The organism is Aliivibrio fischeri ATCC 7744 = JCM 18803 = DSM 507, assembly GCF_023983475.1.
Lineage (GTDB): Bacteria > Pseudomonadota > Gammaproteobacteria > Enterobacterales > Vibrionaceae > Aliivibrio > Aliivibrio fischeri.
The window spans coordinates 993,970-1,016,280 of record NZ_CP092713.1 but is presented as its reverse complement, the minus strand read 5'-3'; the positions used below and the strand labels follow the sequence as shown (position 1 = coordinate 1,016,280).

The 22,311-nt window shown below is 35.0% G+C and carries 23 protein-coding genes and 1 pseudogene; 2 read left to right on the top strand and 22 right to left on the bottom strand.

From position 1 onward, the window contains the following. Nucleotides 1-448: 448 nt before the first annotated feature. From AVFI_RS18025 to AVFI_RS17970, 12 genes are all read right to left on the bottom strand, one after another. Nucleotides 449-1,294 (bottom strand): IS3 family transposase, encoded by an 846-nt coding sequence (locus AVFI_RS18025; RefSeq protein ID WP_054776360.1) that lies wholly within the window; start codon nucleotides 1,292-1,294, stop codon nucleotides 449-451. 11 nt (nucleotides 1,295-1,305) lie between these two features. After that, a complete protein-coding gene (locus AVFI_RS18020) occupies nucleotides 1,306-1,806 on the bottom strand; it encodes a transposase (protein WP_252653960.1) in 501 nt (166 codons plus the stop codon). Beyond that, on the bottom strand, nucleotides 1,797-2,240 hold the full coding sequence (locus tag AVFI_RS18015; protein ID WP_054776380.1) for a GNAT family N-acetyltransferase: 444 nt from the start codon (nucleotides 2,238-2,240) through the stop codon (nucleotides 1,797-1,799). The genes AVFI_RS18020 and AVFI_RS18015 overlap by 10 nt, the downstream gene beginning before the upstream one ends. A 160-nt stretch (nucleotides 2,241-2,400) precedes the next feature. Next, nucleotides 2,401-2,844 carry a GNAT family N-acetyltransferase gene (locus AVFI_RS18010; protein ID WP_054776381.1) on the bottom strand — a complete coding sequence of 148 codons (444 nt, stop codon included), beginning with the start codon at nucleotides 2,842-2,844 and terminating at the stop codon, nucleotides 2,401-2,403. Nucleotides 2,845-3,596: 752 nt separating this feature from the next. Beyond that, a complete protein-coding gene (locus AVFI_RS18005; RefSeq protein WP_188864028.1) occupies nucleotides 3,597-4,175 on the bottom strand; it encodes a hypothetical protein in 579 nt (192 codons plus the stop codon). A gap of 137 nt (nucleotides 4,176-4,312) precedes the next feature. Continuing rightward, nucleotides 4,313-5,023: a hypothetical protein gene (locus AVFI_RS18000; protein WP_155663025.1), complete on the bottom strand. Its 711-nt coding sequence runs from the start codon at nucleotides 5,021-5,023 to the stop codon at nucleotides 4,313-4,315. Nucleotides 5,024-5,235: 212 nt separating this feature from the next. After that, nucleotides 5,236-5,538, bottom strand: a complete 303-nt coding sequence (locus AVFI_RS17995) for a helix-turn-helix domain-containing protein (protein WP_130088419.1) — start codon at nucleotides 5,536-5,538, stop codon at nucleotides 5,236-5,238. 4 nt (nucleotides 5,539-5,542) lie between these two features. Continuing rightward, nucleotides 5,543-5,887, bottom strand: a complete 345-nt coding sequence (locus AVFI_RS17990; protein WP_017020975.1) for a type II toxin-antitoxin system RelE/ParE family toxin — start codon at nucleotides 5,885-5,887, stop codon at nucleotides 5,543-5,545. Between the two features lie 201 nt (nucleotides 5,888-6,088). After that, the gene (locus AVFI_RS17985; protein WP_188864001.1) at nucleotides 6,089-7,420 is read right to left on the bottom strand and encodes an ApeA N-terminal domain 1-containing protein; all 1,332 of its coding nucleotides are present in this window, start codon (nucleotides 7,418-7,420) and stop codon (nucleotides 6,089-6,091) included. 182 nt (nucleotides 7,421-7,602) lie between these two features. Next, nucleotides 7,603-7,980: a hypothetical protein gene (locus AVFI_RS17980; RefSeq protein ID WP_139070511.1), complete on the bottom strand. Its 378-nt coding sequence runs from the start codon at nucleotides 7,978-7,980 to the stop codon at nucleotides 7,603-7,605. A 310-nt stretch (nucleotides 7,981-8,290) separates the two neighbouring features. Further along, nucleotides 8,291-8,611, bottom strand: a complete 321-nt coding sequence (locus AVFI_RS17975; protein WP_199414941.1) for a hypothetical protein — start codon at nucleotides 8,609-8,611, stop codon at nucleotides 8,291-8,293. Continuing rightward, on the bottom strand, nucleotides 8,598-9,221 hold the full coding sequence (locus AVFI_RS17970; RefSeq protein ID WP_199414940.1) for a hypothetical protein: 624 nt from the start codon (nucleotides 9,219-9,221) through the stop codon (nucleotides 8,598-8,600). The genes AVFI_RS17975 and AVFI_RS17970 overlap by 14 nt, the downstream gene beginning before the upstream one ends. Nucleotides 9,222-10,188: 967 nt before the next feature. On the opposite strand from AVFI_RS17970, the gene AVFI_RS17965 reads away from it, so the two are divergent. Next, nucleotides 10,189-11,417 (top strand): IS3 family transposase gene (locus AVFI_RS17965; protein ID WP_408580437.1). Its coding sequence is split into 2 segments (ribosomal slippage): nucleotides 10,189-10,552 and nucleotides 10,552-11,417, totalling 1,230 coding nucleotides; the frame shifts between segments, so codons are not numbered across the junction. Between the two features lie 7 nt (nucleotides 11,418-11,424). On the opposite strand, the gene AVFI_RS17960 is transcribed toward AVFI_RS17965, so the two are convergent. The 10 genes and pseudogenes from AVFI_RS17960 to AVFI_RS17915 form a co-directional block, all read right to left on the bottom strand. Next, nucleotides 11,425-12,567: an SIR2 family NAD-dependent protein deacylase gene (locus AVFI_RS17960; RefSeq protein WP_188863999.1), complete on the bottom strand. Its 1,143-nt coding sequence runs from the start codon at nucleotides 12,565-12,567 to the stop codon at nucleotides 11,425-11,427. 164 nt (nucleotides 12,568-12,731) lie between these two features. After that, nucleotides 12,732-13,289 (bottom strand): dienelactone hydrolase family protein, encoded by a 558-nt coding sequence (locus AVFI_RS17955; protein WP_054776332.1) that lies wholly within the window; start codon nucleotides 13,287-13,289, stop codon nucleotides 12,732-12,734. A gap of 166 nt (nucleotides 13,290-13,455) precedes the next feature. Further along, entirely contained in the window at nucleotides 13,456-13,893 is a 438-nt protein-coding gene (locus AVFI_RS17950) for an N-acetyltransferase (protein WP_188863998.1), read from the bottom strand. Between the two features lie 724 nt (nucleotides 13,894-14,617). Continuing rightward, nucleotides 14,618-15,133 carry a ClbS/DfsB family four-helix bundle protein gene (locus tag AVFI_RS17945; RefSeq protein ID WP_199414934.1) on the bottom strand — a complete coding sequence of 172 codons (516 nt, stop codon included), beginning with the start codon at nucleotides 15,131-15,133 and terminating at the stop codon, nucleotides 14,618-14,620. A 144-nt stretch (nucleotides 15,134-15,277) separates the two neighbouring features. Further along, nucleotides 15,278-15,997, bottom strand: a complete 720-nt coding sequence (locus AVFI_RS17940; RefSeq protein ID WP_188864014.1) for an AbiU2 domain-containing protein — start codon at nucleotides 15,995-15,997, stop codon at nucleotides 15,278-15,280. A gap of 707 nt (nucleotides 15,998-16,704) precedes the next feature. Further along, nucleotides 16,705-17,547: a hypothetical protein gene (locus tag AVFI_RS17935; protein ID WP_188864018.1), complete on the bottom strand. Its 843-nt coding sequence runs from the start codon at nucleotides 17,545-17,547 to the stop codon at nucleotides 16,705-16,707. Nucleotides 17,548-18,261: 714 nt separating this feature from the next. Then, nucleotides 18,262-18,705 carry a GNAT family N-acetyltransferase gene (locus AVFI_RS17930; protein ID WP_252653959.1) on the bottom strand — a complete coding sequence of 148 codons (444 nt, stop codon included), beginning with the start codon at nucleotides 18,703-18,705 and terminating at the stop codon, nucleotides 18,262-18,264. A gap of 173 nt (nucleotides 18,706-18,878) precedes the next feature. Continuing rightward, complete coding sequence (locus AVFI_RS17925; protein ID WP_054776367.1) at nucleotides 18,879-19,733, bottom strand: hypothetical protein; 855 nt, start codon at nucleotides 19,731-19,733, stop codon at nucleotides 18,879-18,881. A gap of 145 nt (nucleotides 19,734-19,878) precedes the next feature. After that, nucleotides 19,879-20,742, bottom strand: a complete 864-nt coding sequence (locus AVFI_RS17920) for a hypothetical protein (RefSeq protein WP_069582294.1) — start codon at nucleotides 20,740-20,742, stop codon at nucleotides 19,879-19,881. A 144-nt stretch (nucleotides 20,743-20,886) separates the two neighbouring features. Beyond that, nucleotides 20,887-21,054: pseudogene (locus AVFI_RS17915) on the bottom strand (GNAT family N-acetyltransferase); the annotation flags it as partial. A gap of 127 nt (nucleotides 21,055-21,181) precedes the next feature. Between AVFI_RS17915 and AVFI_RS17910 the strand changes: the two are divergent. After that, entirely contained in the window at nucleotides 21,182-22,306 is a 1,125-nt protein-coding gene (locus tag AVFI_RS17910; RefSeq protein WP_188864016.1) for an ISAs1 family transposase, read from the top strand. The last annotated feature ends 5 nt before the right edge of the window (nucleotides 22,307-22,311 follow it).

The following is a 22,311-nucleotide window of genomic DNA, read 5'->3' as shown; positions in this document are numbered from 1 at the left end:
TTGATTTACCAAGATTTACTGTAAACTGAGTTTAATTAGACTGACTCAATTAAGCGAGCAAAATATCCAACCAACGACAATAACTGTGAAACGAAACAATCCCTTTTTCTTACACCATTTGTACGATTTGGTTTCAGCCTGTTTTGAGCTGATAAACCAAATATACTCGCCACAATTGGGATTAAAAATGCTGCGAGCAAAACACTGATGCAGACTAAAATGAGGCAAAACCATGAACAATTGAAGCGTGAATTGGTTTCTGAAACCCATGAACTTTTGACAATAATGTTTAATTGCCGAACCTGATGAAATGAAAACTAAAAGGCAACAAAGAAAAAGGAAATCCACCTTACTTTCTCGCCTAAAAAACTAACGGCTCAATCGCTGAACTGAGCCAAAAAAATGCATTCTTAGAGTTCGTTGGTGTGCCCCTCGAAAAGCGAACACTTTATTTTACAAATTTACTTTCAAATTCAAATGGACTCAAGTTGTTTAATGTTGAGTGACTGCGCTTACGATTATAGAAGATCTCAATATATTCAAATATGCCAGTTTGAACATCGGTAACTGTTTGATAATTCTTTGGGTAAATCAGTTCGACTTTTAGTCGACTGAAAAAGGATTCCATTGCTGCATTATCCCAGCAGTTTCCTGTTCGACTCATACTTTGGACGCAACCATTATCATTTATAAGTTCTTGATAATTGTTAGAACGGTATTGAACTCCTCGATCTGAATGAATGATTAAACCTTGTTTAATCTTTCTTCGACGGAAGGCCATTTTTAATGCATCTGAAATAAGAACCTCAGTCATTGAGTCGTCTAATGACCACCCAATTATTTTCCTTGAAAATAAGTCCATAACAACGGCCAGGTACATAAATTTATCGTTAACCCAAATGTACGTAATATCTGTTGTCCAACGTTCATTGGGGCTTTCAGCGGTAAAGCGCCGGTCTAAAATGTTGCCTACCACATTACGAGTTGATTCAACTCGTCGTCCATAACGGAAGCCTTTTCCGTTATGGGCTCTAATACCTCGATCCTTCATGATCTTTGCTACATAATTAGTTGAACAAGGATATCCTAGCTTTACAAGCTCATTCCTAACTCTTCTAGAGCCGTATTTAGCCTCAAACTCAGCAAAGGTTGATAATATCTTCTTTTCAAAGTCTAGCCTCCTTTTGGAGGCTTTGCTTAATGATTTATTATGCCATGCATAAAAACCAGTTGAAGATGCTTTTAAAACTCGGCAAAGAAAACGAACACTATAGTTACTTCTAAAATCACGAATAAGTGCGTACTTTACTCTTGGTTTTTGGCAAAGTACGCCGCTGCCTTTTTTAAGAACTCATTCTCTTTTTTTAGGTCATTTAGCTCTTTTCTCATCTTACGCATTTCTGAGTTTTCTTTTATTGAATAATCGATACCATCATGAACCGTAAACTGTTTATTTGTCAGAAGGTTAAACTGTCTTCGCCAGTTATAAATTTGATTAGGGTGTAACCCTAATTCCTTCGCGACGGAAGCCGTCGTTCTATCTTTTTGATCTGCGAGTCGGACAGCTTCTTTACGATACTCTTCAGGGTAAGATTTAGTATAATGCTTGCTCATGGTAGCCTCCAGATAGGTATAACCTAAGTATAGAATGTGTTCTAATTCTGTGGGCACACCATCGTGTAACGCCTGCATAACACGTTTGCTACTATGCAGATTAAGCTCAAATTTACCACTTAATACGGCAAACTCAAAGAAACCTAGAATGCCGAATGTAGCAAATCGTGTTGATGCATTTGTTATAAGCACATTCTCACACGGTTCATATGAACAAATTGAGCATCTTCGGATGTTACTTGGAAACCAAATTTACGATATAAACCGCCTACCCGATTACCTTGCAAATAACACAATTTCACTGGTTTATTTTCACTATCAGCAAACTCTAAACATTGACTTAAAATCTGACTTCCTATGCCTTTTCCGTGAAAACTTGGTAATAAAAAGAAACGGCAAAAATAGAAATGATCACCTTTGTTTTGAAGCAAATAGCTACCTACTGCGTCACCTGATATTTCAATAATGGTTGGCTTTTCTTCATCCCATTCATCTTGATGCATTTCACGTTGGATTTTATCGTCCCAACCAAATACAGCCTTAATTGGCTCAAATTCAGCTGCCTTTTTAAGTTCAAATAAGAACTCAAAATCACTATCTTTCGCTGAACGCGTAGAAAATTTCAAACCTTTACCTCTGGCTCAAATAACCTTAATAAATCGGTGCTTATAACGCCTGCATAACACGTTTACTACCAAGCAATTATACTTAAAATTAACACCTTAAAACGAGAAACACTCGGCAAACTGAGATTGCCGAGTGTAGTAAATCGTGTTGATGCATTTGTTATAAGCACATTCTCACACGGCTCATATGAATAAATTGAGCATCTTCTGATGTTACTTGGAAACCAAATTTACGATATAAACCACCTACCCGATTGCCTTGTAAATAACACAATTTCACTGGTTTATTTTCACTATCAGCAAACTCTAAACATTGGCTTAAAATCTGACTTCCTATTCCTTTCCCGTGAAATTTTGGTAATAAAAAGAAGCGGCAAAAATATAAATGGTCGCCTTTGTTTTGAAGCAAATAGCTACCTACAGCTTCACCTGACATTTCAATGATGGTTGGTTTTTCTTCATCCCATTCATCTTGATGCATTTCACGTTGGATTTTATCGTCCCAACCAAATACAGCCTTAATTGGCTCAAATTCAGCGGCCTTTTTAAGTTCAAATAAAAACTCAAAATCACTATCTTTCGCTGAACGCGTTGAAAATTTCAAACCTTTACCTCTGACTCAAACAACTTTAAAAAATCGGTGCTTATAACGCTGGCATAACACGTTTATTAACATGCAGACCAACCTGAATTTTATTGCCTTAATCACAAAACTAAAGGCAAACCCAGAACGCCGAATGTAATAAATCGTGTTGATGCGATTGTTGTGCGTGCTTACTTTCGGCTTGGCCAGCTTGGTAAAGAACTGCCCTGCCAAGATTTTCTAAGCCTAGATTCTAATTTACCGATGCCAATTAAGCGAACAAAATGTTCTTAAACTGCGAGATAAAGTGAATGGAAAACAGATACATTTTTTACGCCATTTGAACGACTTGGTTTCAGCAAGTTTGGAACGAATAAACCAAATATCCTAACCACAATTGGGATTGGAAATACTGCGAGCAAAACACTGATGCAAACTAAAATGAGGCATAACCAAAGAACAATTGAAGCGTAAAATAGCCTCTGAAACGCCTGAACTTATGGAAATAATGGCTAATTTGCCGAACTTGATGATACGAAAACCAAAAGGCAACAAAGAAGAAATTTACGCTTACTAAGCCGAAACTACGAAAGCCGCGATTCTATTGATGAACCGTACAAAAAATTTCGGACTCAGTACGCACAACGCCTGCATAACACGTTTACTACTATGCAATTATACTTAAAATTGACGCCTTAAAACGAGAAACACCCGGCAAACTGAGATTGCCGAGTGTAGTAAATCGTGTTGATGCATTTGTTATGTGTTTTAAGTTACTTATAAATAATTATTTCCATTATATTTTTGCGAGGAATCACTTGGATAACATTTTGCTGGATTACTATTAAGAAATCACCAGAAGTAGTAAGAAGCATTCCCTCAATAGAACTAATATCAGCTTTATTAACTGAATATTTAACAGCCACTTTAGTTGAATAATTTGTAGTTTCTATTTGGTTAGACAGAAATTGTCGAGCTTCACTTTCAATTTTCTTTGATAACTCACCACCAGATAGGTATGTAATTAAAGAAAAAGGTAAAATAAATAATATTGAAGCTATAGATAATTTGAAACCAGAATCACGCCCCTTTGTAAAACGATATATTACAATAACATAGATCACTAGCATTACCCCAGAGACTTTAGGGTAGAACATTAAACTCCCAAATAACGCATAAAAACCATTAACTAAAATAGAATAAACATTAGGAGTGTTTACCACTGCTGAAATATTTAATTGGTTGTAACCTCCTGCAAAATAACTCAAGCCCAATATATACAAAAATGCAGAAGCTAATACAGGTAACAGTGTTAAATCTATAATTTTTTTCTTTATTTCTTTTGTAGTCATTAACTCAACCTTTTAAACACATAACGCCTGCATAACACGTTTGCTGCCATGTAGATTAAGCCCAAATTTACCACTTAATACGGTAAACTCAAAGAAACCTAGAATGCCGAATGTAGCAAATCGTGTTGATGCATTTGTTATATTTGAGCGTCATAGCCTAATGCTCGACTACATTTTTCAAAATTTGCTATATTTGATATTAATTTTATTGCACTCTCGTTAACTTCCTTTCCAATTGATAACTGTTTAAGAAAAAACAAAATGTTCATCCATGATTTCATATGCTGACTACTCAATTCAGTGCATGATTGTGTTATTGACATTAGTAATTCAAGCTCGAATTTAGCCAGATTTGCAGCTTCTTCATAAAAAGCACTATCAACAGTTTCTTCAGAAACTTTAGACATAAGCTCAACAAAAAGAGTCTGATTTTCTAGGTATTTATTTGCGTGGAATTTAAAATCAGCACAGGTTTCTTCATGTATGATTTCAACATCTTCAAATATTCTTCTGATTAAAACTCTCAATTGATGCCTTAATCGCCGTTCAATTTCTATTTTTCTACGTAACTCAGACAGTTTTTGATTTTCTTCTAACCGCTTTAGTTCTAATTCTGCTTTTTTCTCTAATTTGACGCGTTCAAATTCTCGTATAACATCAATAACAAATAGAAATAGTAAAACCTCAATAACCATTCCCGATATTTCCGGTAACAAATTACCTGAAAAATAGTCCCACAATGGGTAAGTTATACCATTTTCATTTTGTTCAGTCGTAGGGTAAATCTCAAGGGTTATCCGTAATAAACTCAAAAAGAGTAAAATTAAACCAATATATACATTTTGCATCGCTCTACTTGAATCAAAGAATGCTCGGAGAATTGTCCTTCTCACCTATTTACCTCATTTTTAGCCAAAAGCTAGATTAAAAATATAACGCCTGCATAACACGTTTACTACTATGCAATTATACTTAAAATTGACGCCTTAAAACGAGAAACACCCGGCAACCTGAGATGCCGAGTGTAGTAAATCGTGTTGATGCATTTGTTATAAGTACATCACACCGCAAAACCAAAGTGACTACCATCTGACATTTCAACATCAAGACGTAACTTGCCACCCGTAGCTTCAATATATTTTTTTAGTGATGACAATTTAATATCTTGCCCTATTTTTTCCATACCAGAAATAGTCGGTTGTTTTACACCCATAGCTAGAGCTAATTCATTCTGAGTTAAAGCAGCTCTTTCACGTAATTCTGCTAAATGAATGTTTAATAACATTTCTGTTGCCAACTCTTGAGCTTGAGCAACAACTTCTGGCTTTTCATTCGCCATTATTTCTTGAAGTGTACGAGCCATATTATTACCCTCTATTATTCAAATGAGCTTGAAATTCTTGATCTGCTATTGGGATCATCTGTTTGTAAAAACGTTTTTCATTACCGCCTTTGTTACCAGCACATAATAAAATACCTTTACGCTCAGGATCGAAAGCAAAAAATGCTCTCAATGGGTCACCGTTACTTTGAACACGAAGCTCTTTCATATTTGTAAACTTCGAGCCATAAACAGTATCAGCGTAAGGCCTAGAAAGGTGCGGACCTTTATTTTGAAGTAACAACATACCTGCGATCACATTTGCACGTTCTGAATCGTTTAGTGAATCAAACCATTCATCAAATGTATCCGTAGTAATAACTTCCCACATAATAATTCCCTACAACCTTAATATAGGCCACATATTATATAGGATCAAACCGATGATCAAGTATTGATGCAAATTTGTACTTATAACGCCGCAATAACACGTTTACTACAACATAAACTAAGCTAAATTTTACCGCCTTAATCACTGAAACTAAAGACAAACCTAGAATGCCGAATGTAGTAAATCGTGTTGATTGCTTTGTTAACTGTCATCTAAAGGGATGAGACGATTTTGATAATGATAAATATACTTTGTAGAGACACCCAATTTAGCTAGTAAATGGGAAACTACAACTAATTGAAAAATTCTGCCTACATCAACATAATCATCAATTGATAATTTTTTCATCATTACTTTAGGTCGACCAACATGTGCTAATTCATTCCTTAGATTCGATATATTCTTTCCTAACTCTTCTTCATTAATTTTACTAAATACCTTTTTCAAACTTAATATTAATTCTGGCGAAGCATATGTCTCTATTGGTCGAGTGTATTTTTCACCTGTCTTTCCGCCAAGGTCTGCATTAATGGCCTCTAGCTGAGTTGAGTATAGAATAATATCACTATGTGCATAATGAAGAGTCTTAAATCCCGTCTCATATTGATGCGATACGGAAAGCACTTGAAAATCATCATATAAGTCAAACCAACGACTCAAAGCAGACTCCATATCAATTTGCTTCCAATTTAGAGGCATCAACATATGACTTATATCTTGTTGAGCAAGTTTTATAGTTCTCCTTTCCAAGCACATGCTATTCAATACTTGTACCGAATCTTCATTATCAAAATAAAACTCAATTTCATCTGGGAATTTAGGTCGAGCCATTAATATAGAAAATAGCGCAGCTATTTTTATAATATTTTGAAGTGTTTCATCCGTATTCAGGGCTAGAACAGATTTATATTTAAAAGTATACTGAAAAGTTTTTCTTAGCGTAAAATATAACTTTGGATGCTCTCCTTTTATTTTCTCTAACGAAAGCTTCAGCTTTTCTTGAGCTTCATCATCTCTAGTATGTATCAGATTAATAATGTCATCACCAACGACCGAATATGTAGCGTTATTTCTAACTTCAATCAGCCAATCATTTCCTTTTGTAGTTAGGATTGGTTCGTCTTGATATTTAAGTTGGCTAATAAATCCTTGGGGATGAATAAATTCTTGCATACCATTAAATGTAAAGTTGGCAAATTTAACATTTGAAATATCGTTAACAAAAGCTCCAATTAGTAGATAGTAAAAACCATGTAATCCTGATTTAACAGTTACATCACCTAAATAATGAGTTCCACGATCAAAGTCAAATTGACCAACCAAAGTACATTTTTTACCATTATTTAAAAATCCAAATAACTTGTCACATTTTGTCGGCGCAGCACTATTTGATAAACAATATTCTAACTGTAATCCATTTTCAGGAGAATATTTTATTTTACCGGCAAACCGTCCATCATTAGAATCATAGCTCGGAAAAAACTCCCCAAAAAACTCATAAGACTCAAAACAATTGTATTTTTTCTTTGTCAATTTAACCTCCAATGACAGTTAACGCCTGCATAACACGTTTACTACTATGCAATTATACTCAATATTGACGCCTTAAAACGAGAAACACCCGACAACCTGAGATGCCGAGTGTAGTAAATCGTGTTGATGCATTTGTTATGCCTATACGTTTCGATAACAATAAATAAATTCTTTTATAGAAATCAATCTCGAAACTTAAAATGAAATGCTATTCGTACTAGCCTTAACCCGATAAATATTGATAGACCAAATACAGTCCCTAATAATGCAGACCAATACGAATAACCACAAAGTATGCTGAATATTAATTGAACAATAGATTGAACAGTAATGAACCATGCGACGAAATGAAAAAACACAATTGGTTGCTTTTTTGTAAATGGGTTTATTTCCCAAGACGGAACAACCCACAGTTTACTTGAATACGGATTAAATGCCTGAATACCAATGATAAAAAACAAACCTAAAAGACTTGCAACAAAAATAAGCAGTAGAGATTTTAATTGTTCAATTAATGGTAGATTTGTACTTTCTAAAGGAACTGTATAGTAAGTTGACATGATACTTATGCATGTGCTCAAAGTAATAATTATTATCCGAAAAATACGCCAATTCATAAGTATTCCCATAAATGCTTTATAACATAGGACGAATACTTAACTAAAAATACAATTTGAACAATATGCTCTATTATAAAGTTGCTGCATAATGAGCAAAACCGTATTTCAAAGCAAAACTGAGGCATAACGCCTGCATAACACGTTTACTACTATGCGATTATACTTAATATTGACGCCCTAAAACGAGAAACACCCGACAATCTGAGATGCCGAGTGTAGTAAATCGTGTTGATGCATTTGTTAGGTGAAATTAATCGAAGCCTGAAAATCGTTCATCGCCAGACACTAGAACTATTGTTTTTTTATTCTTTCTAGCTAATTTAGCTCTGGCAATTCTAGCTTGCAATCTAGGTTGTATATAATCTCGATCAATAGAGGATTGAATATAATCTCGATTAATAGAAGACTGAATAAATGCAGCTCTGTAAAAATCAGCGAGTGTAGTATGAACATCATATACATTTGTTCCGATTTTCATAGTATGCATAATTGTTATCTGTCTACGAATCGCTAATACTTTCACAGATTGTACTGTTGTATCACGTTTACATAATAAATTAGCATATAACATAAGCAGCTCCGCATTCTTTATCTTCATACCTTAGTGTTACTCTTGATACAGGAAAATGCAAGTTAATTCCTAGATTACCATTCATCGCTTTTTTATAAATTGAATCCACATTTTCAGATATAGGTAGTGCTATATATGGAAATGCACCAATCTCAGATCTATGCCTTTTAATTATTTCATTAACTGCACCAATCACATTGATAATCTCCTGCTTATTGAGTCGCTTCTCTCTATCATAAGTTTGAGGACGTTTATTCAAAACTTGGCTTTCAGGTGTGAACTTAATGCCTCTTGGCATATTAAATTGCCCCCAATCAAATACAGGCCAACCATGATCGTATGTATTTTGTAACTCTTCTAATTTCAAAACCTCTTCACTTTTTAATGTATTACAATCTAAACAACCACAAACAGGATAACAACGCTGTCGGTTACAGACATGATTAGGAACTAACTCATCCAAAAAAGCCCAAAATTTATGTGTTCTTTTTTTGGTAAAATTAATTATTTCAAATTCAACTGACTCATAAAATGGATCTGAACATCTAGGAGATTCCTCACGAATAATTTCATATACCCGAAAAGTAACTGTATCTTCAACTTTTGACAACTATTAACCCTCTTAATTTTCACCTAACGCCTGCATAACACGTTTGCTACCATACAGACCTAGCTGAATTTTACTGCCTTAATCACTGAAACTAAAGACAAACTGACAACGCCGAGTGTAGCAAATCGTGTTGATGCATTTGTTACACGATCTTTGTCAACGCTTCACTTTAATTGGTAAAGAATTGATTTACCAAGACTTACTGTAAACTGAGTTTAATTAGACTGGCTAAATTAAGCGAGCAAAATATCATTTCAACGACAATAACAGTGAAACGAAACAATCCCTTTTTCTTGCACCATTTGTACGATTTGGTTTCAGCCAGTTTTGAGCTGATAAACCAAATATCCCAACAACAATTGGGATTGAAAATGCTGCGAGCAAAACACTAATGCAAACTGAAATGAGGCAAAACCATGAACAATTGAAGCCTAAATTGGTTTCTGAAACCCATGAACTTTTGGCAATAATGGTCAATTGCCGAACCTGATAAAACGAATATTAAAAGGCAACAAAGAAAAAGGAAATCCACCTTACTTTCACGCCTAAAAAACTAATGGCTCAATCGCTGAACTGAGCCAAAAAAACTGCAATCTTTAGTTCGTGTAACGCCAGCATAACACGTTTACTACTATGCAATTATACTCAATATTGACGCCTTAAAACGAGAAACACCCGACAACCTGAGATGCCGAGTGTAGTAAATCGTGTTGATGCATTTGTTATAACAAAGATTTCTGGACAATTGCTAAGGCATCTTCATACGTAGAATTAGCTTCAATAAACTGCTTAATGAGAGACCTATTTTCAGGGGTTATATTTGCCCAACCTCTATTCCAAGCTTTATAAGCATGCCATGAATAACCAAAATAAAGTTCACGCCTCATTGTTTCCATCGAACGTTTCACTGCTTTTAGATATATATCTGTCTCGTCCTGAAATGTGTTTACACATTTAGGACTTTTATATGACAAATCAAGAAAAAACAAAGAATAAGCGAACTCAACGCGATTATTCATTAGGCTTTAAATTGCAGCTTGTTGCCGCTATAGAAAAAGGCGATATGACCTATAAGCAAGCTCAAAACATTTATGGCATTCAAGGTCGATCTACCGTACTTACTTGGTTAAGAAAACACGGTAAGATGGACTGGTCTCAATCACCTAAGATTATTATGCCTAAATCCCCGAAAGCGAAAGAATCGCCTGCACAAAAAATTAAACGTTTAGAGCGAGAGCTTGATGATGAAAGAATGCGTAATTTATTACTTAATGAAGTAGTGAATATCATGGACGCAGAACATGGTGCAGGCCTTAGAAAAAAGTATATTGCCAAGGAGCAAGAAGTCTTCAAAAGCAGAAAATGATCAGCTTAGAGCGAGCTAGTCAGCTACTTGGCATTACAAGACAATGTATATACCAACAAGAACGTAGAGCTCTGAAACGTGCCGTTGAACTTTCACCGGTTAAAAATATGGTGCAAGAAATTCGTCGATATATGCCTCGTATTGGAGGTAAAAAATTATATTTTTTACTTAAGCCCAAATTCATCACTCATGGCATAAAGTTAGGCAGAGATAACTTTTTTTCCTATTTAAGAAATGAGTGCTTATTAGTAAAACCTAAACGAAGTTATACAAAAACTACCTATAGTAAGCATTGGATGAAAAAACATCCTAATTTACTTAAAGAAGTAACACCTCAAGCATCTGAAGAGGTTTTTGTTAGTGATATCACTTACGTTCAATCACAAAAAGGTATTCATTATTTATCTTTAGTAACAGATGCTTATAGTCGAAAGATAATGGGATATGAATTAAGTGATGAAATGAAAGCTACTGATGTAGTCAAAGCTCTTGATATGGCGATAGATAGCCGTCAATATCAAAGGAGTACGATTCATCATTCAGACCGAGGATTACAGTATTGTTCAAAGGTTTATCAGGAAAAATTGAATAAAAATGATATTAAGCCATCAATGACGGATGGTTATGATTGCTATCAAAATGCATTAGCAGAGCGAATAAATGGGATACTTAAACAAGAGTTTCTTTTGTATGACTGTAAAGATTTAGAGGAGTTAAGGCATTTAGTTGAAGAATCTATTTTTATTTATAATGAAATGCGGCCACATTTAAGCTTGGGAATGAGTACACCAAATCAAGTACACAAAAAAGCCAAGTGCGTACGCACTTAGCTTTCAATTAAAAATCGTCAACGTATTTTAGGACGAGACAATCTTCAAGGGATGTACCTTTTATATCTAAAATACTAGCAATATATATCAACCAATTAGCCAATTGAACGTATTGATCCCACGCATTATTTTCATGAGTAAGTTCCGTTTTTGATTCTATGATCTTACCTAGTGCTTCTACGACCCTTGTATTATTAATACTAAAACCAGCAGCTGCAATTGAGGAAATAACTTCATAAAACGAGTTATACACACTCAAATAAGTCTTTTTATATGAATGATTTTCGAGAATAACCTTTTTAATATTACTAACTGAGAATTCAACACATTTTTCAGCTTCGGCTAAGCGATCATTAAGCAATATGAAAAATTCGAGAACATCAGTGTTATCAATAACTCTTATTCCATAGCAATGCGAGTAGTAATCTTTGACCTGCTGAACAACCGGTGATCTAGAGACAAGAAAAATATTTGAGCTAACTACATGGTTTTTAGAAAAACCTTTATAGTCACTAATAATTGCTTTTAAGTTAGTATCACCAAGTGAGTAGCCTAAAATAACTACAGTGTTTTCATGTAGAACTGTGCTTAATTTCCTAGAAAAGTACGATTCTCCATTTAAAAACTTAAAGTAATCATCTGAAGTGATAATCATATTATTAGCAGAATCAATTGAACCATGTACATGGTAAACTTTAGCTCGAGATAGTGACCTTGGAATTGGAAGCCCTGGTGCGATAGAGTGACAATCAGATTCACCAGAAATTTGCTCAAGTAGCTTATCGTAGTTAGTTGTCACTGCACGAAAAGATCTTTTAGACATAAATTCAACTATAGGTTCTATATCATCAGAAATATCTACAGACTCTATCAAACGTGCGGTTTCTGTATGTATATTTAAGCCAATACTCGACAACTCTATCCCGATGACTTGAGCACACTCTTCTAAGCTCAAAGGATTTTTTCCATCTTCTGGGAATAATGCGTTCTTCGTATCTTTTCCATTTGGCAATAAATCAGTCAAATCTTCCAACAATCCTTGCCAACTTGGAGCCCTTCCACCTGTAACTGCTTTTGAAAAACCTGTACCAGTGAAAAAACATATTCTATTGGAAGCTGCTGCATATGCTATTTCAAATATTTCACTCAAATTTAGAACTCCTCTTTGTTATAACGCCTGCATAACACGTTTGCTACCATGCAGACCTAGCTGAATTTTAACGCCTTAATCACTGAAATTAAAGGCAAACTGACAACGCCGAGTGTAGCAAATCGTGTTGATGCATTTGTTATGTGTACGCTTACACCGATACGCTAAGATGATATATTCATTTCGATAAGTTTCAAACCATACATCTCACCCGATAAATCATATGCCGCAGAACGATTGTTCATAAAACCATGCTGAAAAGGAGTGATGTCTGTGTTTACATTTTCATAGGATAAAACCCTATTGCTAATATCGAGCACATCAAATGCACTCTCTGTACAGGGGAAAACTACCTTTAGTGGAAATTTAGGCTTAATATCAAGATGATTTCGTATTTGTGCCGGATAAAAACAGATTGCTCCCCTGCACTCTAAATTATCCAAATTAGATACCCTCCACACCGCGCTTGCTCCTGCACTAAAACCAATAATTAATTCCGGCTTCTCTATTGAAAGAGACTTAGAAACCAAAGAGAAGTATTTATCATGACCGCATTGCTCAATAAAAGCTTCATAAGCGTCTTGCTCACTAAGAAAGTTATAACGTACGCCTTGATATGGCTCAATAACCACAGGATTTATCATATAATGAGCTAGATGCCTGATTAGGTTATCAATCGACTCACATAGTCCGAAGATATCTGTAACTATTACAATTTTCATTTAATACCGAGTCCTTTTGGTAGAGTCTCTATGTACACATAACGCCTGCATAACACGTTTGCTACCATGCAGATTAAGCCTAAATTTACCACTTAATACGGTAAACCAAAAGAAATCTAGAATGCCGAATGTAGCAAATCGTGTTGATGCATTTGTTATGTGCTTACTAAATATATGCTTGAAATTCATCCACATTAAATCGTATTAGTTTATCTTTTTCTATACGAAAAGAGTCACTGTACCGAGGACTAATCTGTGTAAATTTATTTTTTTTACAAAACCTAATTAAATCTTTATTCTCTATTTGCTCAATTGCTATTGTCGGCCAAGGTGTAACATCTGATAAATAATTAAGAAACGATTTTAATCTGCCTTTATTCTGCAATTTTTCATCAAGCCGTATTGTAGCAATAACCATACAATTACCAACAATATCATTAGTTCTACACCTCAATAATAATTGCCAGCCATCAGCTTCCATATCACAACTAGACCATTCATCTGCTCCATATTTATCGATTAAGTCCAACCACATTTCAATTTGCTGAATTAATGACGGTGCTTCCATAAGCTGCCACATTTTCCAATCCATTTTAGTTTTCAACTTTTCCTACCTTGCACATAACGCTGGCATAACACGTTTATTACTATACAAACCAACCTGAATTAACCGCCCTAATCACAAAACCCAAGACAAACCCAGAACGCCGAGTGTAATAAATCGTGTTGATGCGATTGTTGTGCGTGCTTACTTTCGGCTTGGCTAGCTTGGTAAAGAACTGCCCCGCAAAAATTGTCTAAGCCCTGATTCTAATTCACCGATGGTAATTAAGCGAACAAAATGAACATAAAACTAGAAATAATGTGAAGAAAAACAAATACATTTACAACGCCATTTGAACGGCTTGGTTTCAGCTAGTTTGGAACTAAAAAACCAAATATCCTAACCACAATTGGGATTGAAAATGCGGCGAGGAAAACACGGATTCAGGCTAAAATGAGGCAACACAAAGAACCATTGAAGCGTAAAAATGCCTCTGAAACGCATGAATTTAGGCCGACAATACTTAATTGCCGAACCTGATAAAACGAACACTAAAAGGCAACAAAGAAGAGGAGTTGCGATAACTAAATAGCGTTTACAAAAGTCTCGTTTCCATTGAGGAACCGTGCAAAAAATTTCGGACTCAGTACGCACAACGCCTGCATAACACGTTTGCTACCATACAGGTCTAGCTGAATTTTAACGCCTTAATCACTGAAACTAAAGGCAAACTGACAACGCCGAGTGTAGCAAATCGTGTTGATGCATTTGTTATGTGAATTGCCTAATTGATCCCATGAGCCTTTTTAAAGCGTCTTACTTTTGTTCTCATATTTTTCATTGGTGACGATGTATTAAATTGGATCATTCGTCCTAACGTCCATTGCTCATACCACAGGATTTCATATAAAACATAATTATCAAGGCTATTAATTAGATCTAAAATTTCTTTAGTTGTCGATTTAAACTCAAGCTGTAAATCAACGAAATCCCAGTCTTTATAATGAGCTTGGAAGCTTTGAGCTAATTCACCTAGTTGATTCCATTTATAACCGGTCTCAGGGAAATCTACAGACTTTCCATCTGATTTTAGCTGATACCATTTAAGAACCAGCTTACCCCAACCTATTAAATATGAAAGAGTATCGCAAACACTAACTTTTGTATTTTTTACGTTTCCTTCAATTTCCAAATAACGAGATAACTCCGATGGAATAGATTGATAATCAACTAATAATTTAGATGAAATAGAGCTAATCGCATCAACTAACTCATCTTTATTTTTTGGGACTGAGGACATTTTAGACTCCATTCACATAACGCCTGCATAACACGTTTGCTACGATACAGACTTAACTGAATTTTACTGCCTTAATCACTAAAACTAAAGGCAAACTGACAATGCCGAGTGTAGCAAATCGTGTTGATGCATTTGTTAGACGAATTACTTTGACCAAAACTCATTTGCTACAAATTCATGATGCTTAATCTCATTTCGACTATCAAAGTGAGATTTTGTAAACAGAGAATATAAAGAGAAAATAATATCATGAGATGCCTCTAGAATGTCTGCTGCATCAGAATAAACCAAGCCAAAATCTGATGCATCAAAAACTCTACGTCCATCTTCCTTCGTGGTTTGGAACTCTTTATGAGAAATCATTTTATTTCTTGCGTTATTAACCCTTATCCCAAGCTCAGACGAAATTAAGTTTTTATAATTCTCCGTAGCTTTATATAAAAGTTCGTCAAAGTATAATTCTTTATCCTTAGCTTCTTCTTGACGAATGTACTCAATTGATTCTTCAGATAATGAATCACCTATTGAATACACCTGACAACTAGATACATCGCAAAACCATTTTTTCAACTTCTTCCGAAAATCTAGATCATCGAGTACCTTGATTATATTTGGTACACTCGCAACTTTAGAATGCGAATCAAACATAATAGCTCTAACTTCAGAAAGTACGTGCATATATAAAGAAAAACGAAGTGTATTTACTCCGCTTGCTGCATAAGAATCCTTCCAACGATCTAGGTGCTTTGATTCTCCAAGTAAGTGAATGAGTAATTTACTATTTTGGTCTGCAAGAAAATAGGTATTGACTATAGTCGATACTAACATTTCACATTTTTCTATTCGTTTAATAATTACGCTCATATTAACCTCAATTCGCCTAACGCCGCAATAACACGTGCGAACGACCGACTTTCAAAACCAATTACACTCCAAACCACAAACGCCGAGTGTAATTAGCATCGTGTTGATTGCTTTGTTACACGATCTTTGTCAACGCTTTGCTTTAATTGGTAAAGAACTGATTTACCAATAATATTTAGAAACCAATTCTAAATTACAAAAGCTAATTTAGCGAACAAAAGAACCGTTCAACTACAAAAACTGCGAAACGAAGCAATCCTTTTTCTAGCACCATTTAGACGATTGGTTTCAGCAAGTTTGGAGCTGATAAACCAAATATCTTTGCCACAATTGGGATTAAAAATACTGAGAGCAAAGCACTGATGCAGAGTAAAATGAGGCAAAACCATGAACAATTGAAGCGTGAATTAGTTTCTGAAACCCATGAACTTTTGGCAATAATGGCCAATTGCCGAACCAGATGAAATGAAAACTAAAAGGCAACAAAGAAAAAGGAAATCCACCTTACTTTCACACCTAAAAAACTAACGGCTCAATCGCTGAACTGAGCCAAAAAGCTGCAATCTTTAGTTCGTGTAACGCCTGCATAACACGTTTGCTACGATACAGACTTAGCTGAATTTTACTGCCTTAATCACTGAAACTAAAGGCAAACCGACAACGCCGAATGTAGCAAATCGTGTTGATGCATTTGTTAAAAGTAAAATTCACCTAATGTTACTATCCATAATTTTCATTAATTCCTGTAAATTACAAATCATTGGTTTGGGACAACGTTCAAATATATCTTCGTACCCAGATTTAGTAAATGATTCTAAGTTAGTATATTCATCATCAGGAAAATGTTTATTCATAGTTTGAGCTATACAATCTAATGATTTGTTTAAATTAATAATTGTCTCGTCTACGCTTTCAATCATTTTCTCAGTAGTATCATACAATCTGCATAGGTTATTATAACCAAAATGTTCAACAATTAAATGTATACCTATATTATTGCCCATCTTAACTTTCTTATCGAGACTAGTTCTATAACTATCGTAAAGTTCGTTTCTACGTTGGATCAAAGAAATTGATTTTTGATATGAATTCTGGCCCTTAGCCATGGCTTTATAAACAGGTAACTCTTTATATTTAGCTAAAACATAACCAACCTCACTATTAACTAATTCCTTCATTATTCCACTATCTAAGCACCACATGATCGCTGTAGCTCGAAGTTTTTCATTATAATTCGGCTTTAAAATACATACTTTATAATCAAGCAATTCATTAATTTGTGCACTCATTACATAAAAGCTATTGAGTAATATTGAATGATCTTTTTTACTTTCAATTTTAAGCATTTGACGAATAGAAAATTTATACGCTAGATACGCACCTAAAGCAGCACCAAAAAATGCAGTGCTAATTGGCATAACCAAATCTTTAAGTAATGAAATCGTCGTTGGATTGGTTTGAACTCCAAAAAATGCACCCAAATCGACTTGAAAAGCTAATAATGTAACGAGAAATACTAAATTTACAAATACCGAAATTATGATCAACATGAAATAATCCTTTTTACTTTTAACGCTTGCATAACACGTTTATTACTATGCCAAACAACTTGAATTTTACCGCCTTAATCACAAAACCCAAGGCAAACCCAGAACGCCGAGTGTAATAAATCGTGTTGATGCGATTGTTGTGCGTGCTTACTTTTGACTTGGCCTACTTGGTAAAGAACTGCCTGGCCAACATTTTCTAAGCCCTGATTCTAATTTACCGATACCGATTAAGCGAACAAAATGTTCTTAAATTGCGAGATGAAGTAAATGGAAAACAGATACATTTCTTACACCATTTGTACGGCTTAGTTTCAGCAGATTTGGAACTGATAAACCAAATATCCTAACCACAATTGGGATTAAAAATGTGGCGAGGAAAACACGGATGCAGGCTAAAATGAGGCAACACCAAAGAACCATTGAAGCGTAAAAATGCCTCTGAAACGCCTGAACTTAGGGAAATAAGGGCTAATTTGCCGAACTTGATGAAACGGAAACCAAAAGGCAACAAAGAAGAAATTCACGCTTACTAAGCCGAAACTACGAAAGTCTCGGATCTATTGATGAACCGTGCAAAAAATTTCGGACTCAGTACGCACAACGCCTGCATAACACGTTTGCTACCATGCAGATTAAGCTCAAATTTACCACTTAATACGGTAAACTCAAAGAAACCTAGAATGCCGAATGTAGCAAATCGTGTTGATGCATTTGTTATAAGCACATTCTCACACGGTTCATATGAACAAATTGAGCATCTTCGGATGTTACTTGGAAACCAAATTTACGATATAAACCGCCTACCCGATTACCTTGCAAATAACACAATTTCACTGGTTTATTTTCACTATCAGCAAACTCTAAACATTGACTTAAAATCTGACTTCCTATGCCTTTTCCGTGGAAACTTGGTAATAAAAAGAAACGGCAAAAATAGAAATGATCACCTTTGTTTTGAAGCAAATAGCTACCTACTGCGTCACCTGATATTTCAATAATGGTTGGCTTTTCTTCATCCCATTCATCTTGATGCATTTCATGTTGGATTTTATCGTCCCAACCAAATACAGCCTTAATTGGCTCAAATTCAGCTGCCTTTTTAAGTTCAAATAAGAACTCAAAATCACTATCTTTCGCTGAACGCGTAGAAAATTTCAAACCTTTACCTCTGGCTCAAATAACCTTAATAAATCGGTGCTTATAACGCCTGCATAACACGTTTGCTACCATGCAGATTAAGCTCAAATTTACCACTTAATACGGTAAACCAAAAGAAATCTAGAATGCCGAATGTAGCAAATCGTGTTGATGCATTTGTTATGTTTTAGTTGTCATTCAAAGTTGAAAGAACTACTTATAAAAGCATCTTTATTTTCGTCACACAGCTTAAGAATTGCTTGTTTTACATCGTTTGTATAAAATTGCCACTTGGACAAGTTATACTCTTTTATCGCACTGAGCACATACCAATGAATAGAGTTCATTTTATGGTCTGTATTTTTAGGTCTATAAGCTTTCAATGCTGTGTAATAAAGATGGTAGTCTAGCTTTCCCTTATCATTAGTTAGAGGAAACTCTTCATTTGGTAACGATTTTGAAAACTCTATAACCTCTAGCATAGTTTCAATTTCGCGCTCATCACGTAAAAAACAAAACGTTTCTTCTTGATGCCTATTTTTAATAGACTTTAAAGTAATTTCCTCAAACCACCTCTTATGATTGTACTCGGGTAACGCTTTGATGCTTTCATCGTTGATTTCCAGATTAAAAGATATTACTGACTTTGAAATTTTGTCTTTAATTAACTTTTGTTTGTCTGTAGGGAAATTGCCCTTAATTGCACTATCTATTCGCTTATTGGTACTCTTTTCTGGAATGTCTCCATCGTTTACTGCAACAATGCCAAATGAAGGTATACTGAAACTATCTTGCAACTCCATACCATATGTAAAAAAACCGTAGAGGCAAGAAACTTGATTCATCCACGAGCCTGAAAAAATATACTTAGCAGAAACACTTTCATTTCTATCCCACAAAGTTTCAATAACTGACTTTGCTAGTTTATCCTCTATAACTATGTATATTGACGGAATGAACTTATAATTATACGATCCAGTCCTGTACTCAACTTTTGTACCCAATATGTCCAAACCTATATCTACATCCACTTTTATCGAATTATTCATGTCCTACCTACCCTAACCAATCTAAAACATAACGCCTGCATAACACGTTTGCTACCATGCCGATTAAGCCTAAATTTACCACTTAATGCGGTAAACCCAAAGAAACCTAGAATGCCGAATGTAGCAAATCGTGTTGATGCATTTGTTATACCGTTGATTTACGCTGCTGCTCTTTAAATTTATCTATTGAGGTTCGGATCGTTTTTTTTGACTCAAACTCTGGAGTACAAGAGTAGATCAGCCACTTATGGATAAGGCTGGGCTTCCCTTTGAAGGCAACAAATGATCGTATTTTTGCGTACCGTTGAAGTTGTTTAGAGTCAGTATAGATATGGGTTATAACAAACGCCCTCTCGTAAGCCAAAAGATAATAAAATACATACACATATGGTAGTAAAGATACCGACAGCAACATCGGAACCAAGAAATCCCTGAATGTATCAACACTGATAAACTTACCTGGCTCATTATATATATTTAAGATTGAGTCGATGAAAATCAAAGTTCCCATTATGGCTAAAATATAGTCAGATATTTTTTGTGCTTGCTTATACTCTGGTTTACCTTCGGTAAAAGCACTACAACACGCAAATAGTGTAGCTGTCGTTACTAGAAATAATTCAGTTATAAAACCGTAGGAATGAAACGCTACTAGGAACTCAATTAGTACAATCAGCTTAACTTGAGAATTTAACGATGCTTTCAAGTACTCTTTGGGTTCGGTGATCTTAGTCGTATTCATAAGCTGAACAAAGCCAATAAACACAAACCACAGTATCGTATTTTTAAGTTGCCCTGCATTCCAAACATCTACGCTATAAAGTAAATATACGACAACTGAAATATATAAAAGTAGAGTGCCAGTAGTTATCAGTATGGCTTTTTGACAAAAAGATTTTAGGACTAACTCTATAGCCGGTAGAACTTCCTTACTTTTTATCGAAGTCCAAATGAAGACAACAATGACCAGAGTAGCTGTAGCTAACTCTCGATTATTAAAAATATCCAAATGCCCTCCTGAGCCTAAAAACGGTATAACGCCTGCATAACACGTTTGCTACTATGCAGACCAAACTGAATTTTACTGCCTTAATCACTGAAACTAAAGGCAAACTGACAACGCCGAGTGTAGCAAATCGTGTTGATGCATTTGTTATGAGAATGTCTCACCCAGTGTGAACGACATAAATTGGCTGTGTGGATCAGGTTTGTAATCAGCAAAGGGATCACAATATTGAAAACCAAATTTTTCATAGATATTACGAGCTGGTTTGAAGAACTCTTGTGAACCGGTTTCCAAGCTAATTTTCTTATAACCCCTATCAGGGTCCGCGCATGTTATTTACGCAGTGATTTCTAATATTTCGGGATATAATTTTTTAAAATAGCTTGAATTCGAAGTTTAGAAATGATCTTATACTGTTAACAAAACAGAAGAAGACAAAATAATGAATTACGACGAGTTTAAAGACCATTTTAACATATTAAGCGATACACGTCAGTCGAGAAAATCGACGTATAATTTCTTTGAAGTCATGTTCCAAGTGGTTACCGCAATGTTGTGTGGAATGAAGACCTGGGACGAGATAGATACCTTTGGTGAAGAGAATTTAACGTGGTTTAGAAAATTTAGCGATTACTCTCATGGAGTACCGAGTCACGATACCATTGCTCGAATAGTTAGTTTGGTTGACCCCGATGAATTTTCAATTTGTTTTACACGGTGGTGCAATGATATTCAGCATGAAAAATCATTAGATACGACTCATGTAGCGATTGATGGGAAATCATTAAGAGGAACATATGACTATAGTAAAAACAAATGCTTAACTCATATGGTAAATGCTTATTCTGTTGATACAGGCTTGGTTTTAGGCCAATTAAAAACAGATTCCAAAAGCAATGAAATAACGACAATTCCTGAAATACTAAAGCTAATTAAAGTTAAAAACAGAATTATTAGTCTTGATGCAATGGGCTGTCAGAGAACAATTGCAGCAGATATTGTTAATAGAAAAGGTGATTACTTATTAGCAGTGAAAGGTAACCAAGAACGTTTACGTAATATGTTTTTAAATAAATTTTCTTTTGCTCAACTTGTTCATTTAGAGTGTGATAAATTTGAAACGGAAGAAGTCGGTAAGCGCGGAAGAAAAATGGTTAGGTCTTATTATGTTGTGCCATTTACAGAAGCATTTGGAGACTTCTCTGTTGATTGGGACGGTCTAGAAAGTTTATGTATAGCAGTGACTTATAATAAACATAACAAAAGTAACTCAGGGTCTTTAGGTATTAGATATTTCATATCATCTAAGAAATTATCAGCAGAAGAGTTTGGTAAATTATGCCGAGGCCATTGGGGTGTAGAAAGTATGCATTGGTGGTTGGATAGCGTAATGAAAGAAGACGACAGTAAGATAATGTATCAGCATGCTGCAGAGAATTTATCTAGGATCCGCCAGATGTGTATGAACTTCATAAAATTGGTGGATTTAAAAGGAACGTTAAAGAAACGGCAGTTGAAATGTGCACTTAATACAGACTTTAGAGAGATGGTATTATTTGGCACTTAGCTGTA